Source organism: Pseudoalteromonas sp. TAB23 (assembly GCF_000498075.1).
Classification (GTDB): domain Bacteria; phylum Pseudomonadota; class Gammaproteobacteria; order Enterobacterales; family Alteromonadaceae; genus Pseudoalteromonas; species Pseudoalteromonas arctica.
In genome coordinates, this window is sequence record NZ_AUTP01000191.1 from 20,712 (window position 1) to 27,195 (window position 6,484).

General features: G+C 37.6%; 9 protein-coding genes and 1 pseudogene (1 of these 10 running past the window's edge). 7 read left to right on the forward strand and 3 right to left on the reverse strand.

Annotation, left to right across the window (positions count from 1 at the left end; genetic code table 11):
* Window positions 1-48 precede the first annotated feature (48 nt).
* Together L654_RS0109440 and L654_RS0109445 are read right to left on the reverse strand one after the other, a co-directional pair.
* Window positions 49-663 (reverse strand): paraquat-inducible protein A, encoded by a 615-nt coding sequence (locus tag L654_RS0109440; RefSeq protein WP_024607883.1) that lies wholly within the window; start codon window positions 661-663, stop codon window positions 49-51.
* A 2-nt stretch (window positions 664-665) separates the two neighbouring features.
* Complete coding sequence (locus L654_RS0109445) at window positions 666-1,931, reverse strand: EAL domain-containing protein (protein ID WP_024607884.1); 1,266 nt, start codon at window positions 1,929-1,931, stop codon at window positions 666-668.
* 150 nt (window positions 1,932-2,081) lie between these two features.
* Here L654_RS0109445 and L654_RS0109450 point away from each other — a divergent pair, with 150 nt between their 5' ends.
* The 4 genes from L654_RS0109450 (at window position 2,082) to L654_RS01000000125850 (ending at window position 4,405) form a co-directional block, all read left to right on the forward strand.
* Window positions 2,082-2,831: a transporter substrate-binding domain-containing protein gene (locus tag L654_RS0109450; protein ID WP_024607885.1), complete on the forward strand. Its 750-nt coding sequence runs from the start codon at window positions 2,082-2,084 to the stop codon at window positions 2,829-2,831.
* A gap of 78 nt (window positions 2,832-2,909) precedes the next feature.
* Window positions 2,910-3,476 carry a PhnA domain-containing protein gene (locus tag L654_RS0109455; RefSeq protein ID WP_007586451.1) on the forward strand — a complete coding sequence of 189 codons (567 nt, stop codon included), beginning with the start codon at window positions 2,910-2,912 and terminating at the stop codon, window positions 3,474-3,476.
* Between the two features lie 121 nt (window positions 3,477-3,597).
* Complete coding sequence (locus L654_RS1000000128230; RefSeq protein ID WP_225305737.1) at window positions 3,598-3,855, forward strand: hypothetical protein; 258 nt, start codon at window positions 3,598-3,600, stop codon at window positions 3,853-3,855.
* Window positions 3,815-4,405 carry an META domain-containing protein gene (locus L654_RS01000000125850; RefSeq protein ID WP_225305738.1) on the forward strand — a complete coding sequence of 197 codons (591 nt, stop codon included), beginning with the start codon at window positions 3,815-3,817 and terminating at the stop codon, window positions 4,403-4,405. Before L654_RS1000000128230 ends, L654_RS01000000125850 begins: the two co-directional genes overlap by 41 nt.
* A gap of 107 nt (window positions 4,406-4,512) precedes the next feature.
* On the opposite strand, the gene rlmJ is transcribed toward L654_RS01000000125850, so the two are convergent.
* Entirely contained in the window at window positions 4,513-5,352 is an 840-nt protein-coding gene (rlmJ, locus tag L654_RS0109465; protein ID WP_024607886.1) for a 23S rRNA (adenine(2030)-N(6))-methyltransferase RlmJ, read from the reverse strand.
* A 238-nt stretch (window positions 5,353-5,590) separates the two neighbouring features.
* Between rlmJ and L654_RS0109470 the strand changes: the two genes are divergently transcribed.
* From L654_RS0109470 to L654_RS01000000125855, 3 genes and pseudogenes are all read left to right on the forward strand, one after another.
* Window positions 5,591-5,821 (forward strand): hypothetical protein, encoded by a 231-nt coding sequence (locus L654_RS0109470; protein ID WP_007586448.1) that lies wholly within the window; start codon window positions 5,591-5,593, stop codon window positions 5,819-5,821.
* On the forward strand, window positions 5,821-6,126 hold the full coding sequence (locus L654_RS0109475; RefSeq protein WP_007586447.1) for a cell division protein ZapA: 306 nt from the start codon (window positions 5,821-5,823) through the stop codon (window positions 6,124-6,126). The genes L654_RS0109470 and L654_RS0109475 overlap by 1 nt, the downstream gene beginning before the upstream one ends.
* Before the next feature lie 63 nt (window positions 6,127-6,189).
* Window positions 6,190-6,484, forward strand: a pseudogene (locus L654_RS01000000125855) (MBL fold metallo-hydrolase); it runs 705 nt beyond the window's last position.

Here is a 6,484-nt window from a genome sequence, read left to right on the forward strand (position 1 = left end):
CTTTAAAATGATTGTAAGGCAACCTAACGGCAACTACAAATACTTTAATTATGTAGACTGCGGTTTATCAGGTGTTTTAATTAAGTTACTCGCAATAATTGCAAATATACAATATGCGCTAAAATACCAAAACCCTTCACCAAATTGTGCATTCATAACAAGTAGCTCACCACTTTTACCATGGGCGTTACCTGCTAAGTAAGTCACTATTAATGCAATAACAAATACATCAACCATGCTCCACTTACTTAATGCACAAATAACCAGACCGAGCTTTTGCTTAAACCCATTCAAAGGTAGGCAACAATAAAGCAATTGTAATAGCAGCTTCAAGCTTGGAATAACAATAGAAAACAACCCCACTAAAGCGGCTACAAATAAATTATTATTGCTAGCAAGCTCTTTAACTGTGCCTAAAATACTTTGTGTTTTGTTATAGGCGCTAATCTCACCTTCTAACTTATCAAGCCCTAGCATGTTCGAGAACATCATTAGCATACTGCGAGTTCGACCATCGCCCTCTTCAGCCTGCATCTCAATACCCGCTTGCGCTAGTTTTGATTTATCTATGTTGCCCTCTATTGTTAATACTGGTTTTGTAATACCAGGAAACAATAAACAAAGAGCAACCACTACACTTATAACCGACAACCAATTACGCATATTTATTCTGCTATTGCCTCAATAATGTCATCACTGTATAAAACAGCATCCAGTAAAAAATTAAATATATCGCCAATGTGTAGCTCTGAGTTTATGTTGGCCAAATGGACCATAGCTTCATCTACATTATCTAATTCAAATTCTTTTATAAGCGATAAACAGCTCCCTAAGATGCCGCTCTCTAATAGTAACGCATCAGATATAGCTGCATCTAAGGTAAACTCTTTAACTATGTCTTTTAAATCAGCATCTAAAATAGCATCAAGCACCGAGAACAAACCCACTAGATACCCTTGCTCGGTCAGCTCTTTATTATTTTGCTCTAAAATAAGCGACATAAATTGAGCCCGCGTTAAAGCAAGCTTAGTTAATTCGGTTGGTTTTTCGACCCCCAACTCACTAATTGCTAATACGCGAACAAATTGCCTTATTGTATCTTCACCTAAATAAATAACCGCTTGTGAAATAGAAGTAATGACTAAATTTGCTTTGCCTGAACGCGCGTTAGCCAGCTTTAAAACTCTGGCTGTTATGGCTACATCTCTGGCCACACGTTGGTGAACTTCTTTAAAGCAAAGTGTTTCTTTTGCCGTAAAACGCAATAGATCAAATACAGTTAACTTTGAAGGCTCTACACCTTTATACGTAATCATTTCTGGGCGAGAGAAAAAGAACCCTTGAAATAAATCACAGCCTGCCAATTTTAATATATTAAATTGTTCATGTGTCTCTATTCGTTCAACAATTATTTTTGCATGTGGATTTGCGCGTTTTATTTTTTTAATGCGCATATTGGTTTTAATAACCGGATCATCTATCTCAATTTTTATGTAATCAACATGTGCTAATAGAGGCTCCCATTTTGGATCGCCATCGTAATCATCAAGTGCAAAAACATACCCTTCTTTTTTAAGTTCTTGCACACGCTCAGCAACCGCAGGAATATTGCCCGTGCGCTCTACTATTTCAATAACACTATTTTCTGGCAATAAAAGTTTGGGAAAGTTATCGAGAATAGTTTCTGATGACAAGTTTATAAAAGCTAAATGATGCGCGGTAAGTCTATCTAAACCTACCAACATTAATGCATTAAAAAACAGGCGGCTTGTCGCATGCACATCAGAAGTGCCCACAGGAAACGCATTGTTGGCTGAGTCTCGATAGAGCAGTTCGTACGAGAAAACATTCTGGTCTATATCAAAAATAGGTTGCCGCGCGACAAACTGAGTTATTTTTTGTACCTCATCAGGTATGTTATTTAATTTCACTTGGCTCTAAACCTATAAATAAGAGATGGCAAAACAGCCAATAATATGTGTACTTTAATGCAACTCGCATAAGATAAACATAGTCGTCATTGCAAAAATGTTAAAATTACATAACACTAATATAAAAATATTAATATAAAAGGTGGAGATTTGGCTAACTTTATTCGGTTATTAGTACTGAGCCCTCTGCTATTTGTATTTTTTAGCTATGCCAGCATTAACCCTACTCCCCTCAAATACAATGTTAGCGCGTCAGGTAGTCATTATCCATATTATACAAATGATCCAGAAAAGCCTGGTGTATTACCCGAAATTATTGAAAAAGCACTCGATGATGCAAATATTGCAGCTTCTCATATCGACCTACCCACAAAGCGTATTACCAAATATTTACAAGATGAAATAATCGATTTTGATGTTATTTCATTAGAATGGCTCCCAAAGGATGAGAGAAATGACTCTCGTTATGTTTTTTCAGAGCCGCTTATTTATGCCACAGAAATGATTGTTACCTTGCCTCAAAATGCCCAGAACTGGCAAAGCGCTGATAGCTTAAAGGGCAAATATATAGGAACAGTACTAGGTTACTATTACTTTAATGACAACACCTTTGAGCGCGTTGACTTTCCATCCGAGAAAGAACTTATGACCGCTCTCTCAAGAAACCGTGTAGAAGCTGCACTAGTAGGTAAGTTAACTGCGCTCTATTGGACAAAGCAATTAGAGATAAACATTGCCTTTGGCGCACAGCATTCCCATGGTTTTTTAAGAATTCGTTTATTGAGCAAACATAAAGAATTATTGCCACAAATAAACCTAGCAATTAAAAACCTTCACGCTCAAGGATATATAAAAAGTATTGAAGATAAGTATATGAGTAATATACCCACACAAAATTAAGGGACTAATGGCGCAGAGCTCGTGTTTTGGAGTATAATAGCAGCAAATGTTAACTCGACCAGAATCAGAAAGAGCCCCATGAGTATTGAAAAAGCCTTAATCGAACGTAGTAATAATCAATGTGAATTGTGTGCAGCCACCGAGAACTTATCTGTTTATGAAGTACCACCGGTAACTGAAACCCACTCAGATAAATGTATTTACACGTGTCAAACATGTAAAGATCAAATCGAGAATAACAGCGAAATAACACCTACACATTGGCACTGTTTAAACGATAGCATGTGGAGCCAAACTCCTGCAGTACAAGTTGTAGCTTACAGAATGCTTTCGCGTTTAGCGCCTGATAATGGCTGGGCACAAGATGCGCTAGACATGATTTACCTTGAAGAAGACACGCTAACCTGGGCTAAAAAAGCACTTGCCGAAGATGACGATTTAAAGCATGTAGATAGCAACGGTGTAGTACTTCAAGCAGGCGATACTGTTACCCTAATTAAAGACTTAGACGTTAAAGGCAGTAGCCTTACCGCTAAACGTGGAACAGCTGTTCGTAATATTGGCCTAACCAGCAACCCTGAACATATTGAAGGGCGAGTTGACGGCCAGCGCATTGTTATTTTAACTAAGTTTGTTAAAAAATAATCGTTTGTTTTTAATTATTAAAGGCGCTAATGCGCCTTTTTTTATGTTTAAAATAAGTTAAGGAATGATTAAGTAACTAGGTAATACACTAAGGACATAATATTGAGTAAGGATAACCAACATGGAAAAGCATCAAGCTGTATCTTCGCGTAAAAAGGCAGTTGCAGGGATTGGCTTATTGGCGCTTAGCGCTTTTGCAGTAACTGGCTGCGGTGAGCAAACTAAATCGACTGAAAACACAGAAATTGCAGAAGCAATAACCAGCCTAACTATCCAAGCTAGCTACAAAGATCGCAGTATGCTTCGCCCTGGCTCGCAATTAATAGTTACGCTTTCCAATGGATGTAAAAGCCGATATAATCACACAAGAAGTGATTGATGTAACCCAAGCCCCGCCATTTACCGTTGAGCTAATTTATGATGCCAGCAAAATTAGCGATAAACATCGCTATAGCCTAAGCGCCAGAATTATAAATAAAGACAAAGTGCTTTACACAAGTACAACAAATCATAACCCGTTTGCAGAATCACAGTTAACTACCCCCTATAAAATTGAGCTTTCAAAAGTGTCGACTCAAAAACCCGATGTAACACTCACAAATACTTACTGGAAAGCAATAACAATAAATGCTCAAACTGTGAATGTTACAACTAAAGAACCATTCATTCAGTTCAATAAAGACCACCGCGTTAATGGCTTTTTAGGCTGTAATAATTTTACCGGAAGCTATAGCACCGAGCAGCAAACAATTACACTTAGTCAGCTAGCAAGTACAAAAAAGATGTGCTCGGATAATATGAGCCAAGAAGCGGCTATGTCTGACGTACTTAGCAAAACTTCAAAGTGGGAAATAACAGGTGAATCACTAAAACTTAAAAACAGTCGCGGTAATACACTTGCTACTTTTAGTGCGGTTTATTTTAATTAATATTTAGCTCCCTTATATAAATATTACCTAACACATTCGTATTGATTTTAAATAAAATGCCCAGCAAAGCCGGGCATTTTATTATTCGTTATAAGCGCTATTTAAAGTTACTCATCAACGAGTTGTTCACTTCGGTAAAAACCACTTGGCTCACTTAACAAACCAACAAGCTCAGGCATTATTGCATCCATTGTTTGCTTTAGCTTCCATGGAGGATTAATTACAATCATGCCCGATGCTGTCATACCGTGTACGTCAGTATCCGCTTCAGTGCCTAATTCAAATAACTGAATGTTGCGCATTCCTGAATCAATTAAGCCCTGCTCCATATTATCAATGCGTTCTCTATCTACAACCGGATACCAAATCATGTAAGTACCTGTAGCAAAACGCTGATAAGCTTTAACTAAGGTTTTTACAACCGTTTCGTAGTCATCTTTAATTTCGTATGGAGGGTCAATTAACACACACGCTCTGCGAGATGCTGGTGGTAATAAACCAACTAAACCTGCAAAACCATCCTCTCCACGTACACGAATAGATCGCTTACCTTGCATGTTTTCTTCAAGTAATAATAAATCGCGCGGGTGCAGTTCAAAAAACCAACCCTTATCTTGGCGGCGTAAGTAGTGCTCTGCAATTTTTGGTGAACCTGGATAAAACGCAAGTTCGTCAGTGTCGTTAAATGACTTAATTAATTCAATGTATTCATTAAGCTCAGCATGCTCACTTTTATGATGCCAAAGTTTTTCAATACCATCTTGATACTCTTGCGTTTTTTGCGCATCGGCAGCTGCAAGTTCAAAAAAGCCAGCACCTGAATGTGTGTCTATATAATCAAGCGGTTTATCTTTAATTGTTTGATAATTTAGCACTTGTGCCAGTACTAAGTGTTTAAGTACATCGGCAGGATTACCCGCATGAAATGAGTGTCTGTAACTAAGCATTATTTATTTTCGCCATACGCAATTTAATATCGTAAGTGAACCATAAGCACTAGGCTTTGGCAACTTACACCAAGATAAGAGAGTGTTTAAGTGAACCATTTCTGAATGAAAAAGCCCATATGCTGAATTATCCCTTAACGCAAAAGAAAAATCAGCTAAAACCACCGTAAATGCTGGCAAATCAACACACTTTGCTTTACATTTGCATGACATTAATTACAGTTATATGAGCGCCTTTATGAATAACACTACTCTTCAACAACTCGAACAACTGATCGATTCTTTAATCGAACGTAATAACCAATTACAAACAGATGTTGTTACTTTAAAAGAACAGAACACTAAACTAAGCGATGACAACGAATTGCTACAACTTGAAGCTTTAGAAAATGAAGAAAAGCAAAAAGATGCCAGCACTACTTTATCTGGTCTTCTTGATAAGTTACAAAGCGCACAACAGGCTAGCTAATGTCTGAGCTGCAAAACCAGCGGGTCACTGTTGAGTTGCTAGGTAAAGAGCAGCAATTTGCTTGCCCTGAAGGGCAGGAAGATGCATTAATAGCAGCAGCTAAAAATCTAAATGACTTAGTTGAGCAAATGAAGCAACGCTCAACCGTTAGAAACGATCAAAAAGCCCTACTAATGGCAGCATTAAACTTAAGCCACGAATTGCTAGAAGCAAAAACACAGGCTACAGTTGAGCAACAGCATCAAGACCAAATGATTGATAAACTCAGTCAGCATTTGGCAAATGACCCCAAACACCAAAAATAAAAAGCGCATACTGCGCTTTTTGTTTATTATTAAAGTAATTAAACATCAGCGTAGAGATAATAAATGAAGTTAAAACTTTCAAACATAGCCTCTTCATGTAAGCACTTACTATTAGCATGCACTTTATTATCAATAGTACCTAACACCTATGCTGCCGTCACTTGGAATACAATAAACCCTCATATTCAGTTTTTAAAGCAACAAGACAAGCTTCGCTTTTACGACTCTAACCAAGTATTAATTGAAGGCGAGAAATGTGCCCTACTTGTTGATACGAGCGCCAATTTTGCTGCAGTTGAACAACTTGCTGAAGATTTAAAGAACCGCCTTAAAACACCCTTATGCTATTTAGTGGCTA

Bases quoted from the DNA above. Each gene is read 5' to 3' on its own strand.
- L654_RS0109440 (WP_024607883.1), bottom strand. From the start codon at position 663: ATGCGTAATTGGTTGTCGGTTATAAGTGTAGTGGTTGCTCTTTGTTTA.
- L654_RS0109455 (WP_007586451.1), top strand. From the start codon at position 2,910: ATGAGTATTGAAAAAGCCTTAATCGAACGTAGTAATAATCAATGTGAA.
- L654_RS1000000128230 (WP_225305737.1), top strand. From the start codon at position 3,598: ATGGAAAAGCATCAAGCTGTATCTTCGCGTAAAAAGGCAGTTGCAGGG.
- L654_RS01000000125850 (WP_225305738.1), top strand. From the start codon at position 3,815: ATGGATGTAAAAGCCGATATAATCACACAAGAAGTGATTGATGTAACC.
- rlmJ (WP_024607886.1), bottom strand. From the start codon at position 5,352: ATGCTTAGTTACAGACACTCATTTCATGCGGGTAATCCTGCCGATGTA.
- L654_RS0109470 (WP_007586448.1), top strand. From the start codon at position 5,591: ATGAATAACACTACTCTTCAACAACTCGAACAACTGATCGATTCTTTA.
- L654_RS0109475 (WP_007586447.1), top strand. From the start codon at position 5,821: ATGTCTGAGCTGCAAAACCAGCGGGTCACTGTTGAGTTGCTAGGTAAA.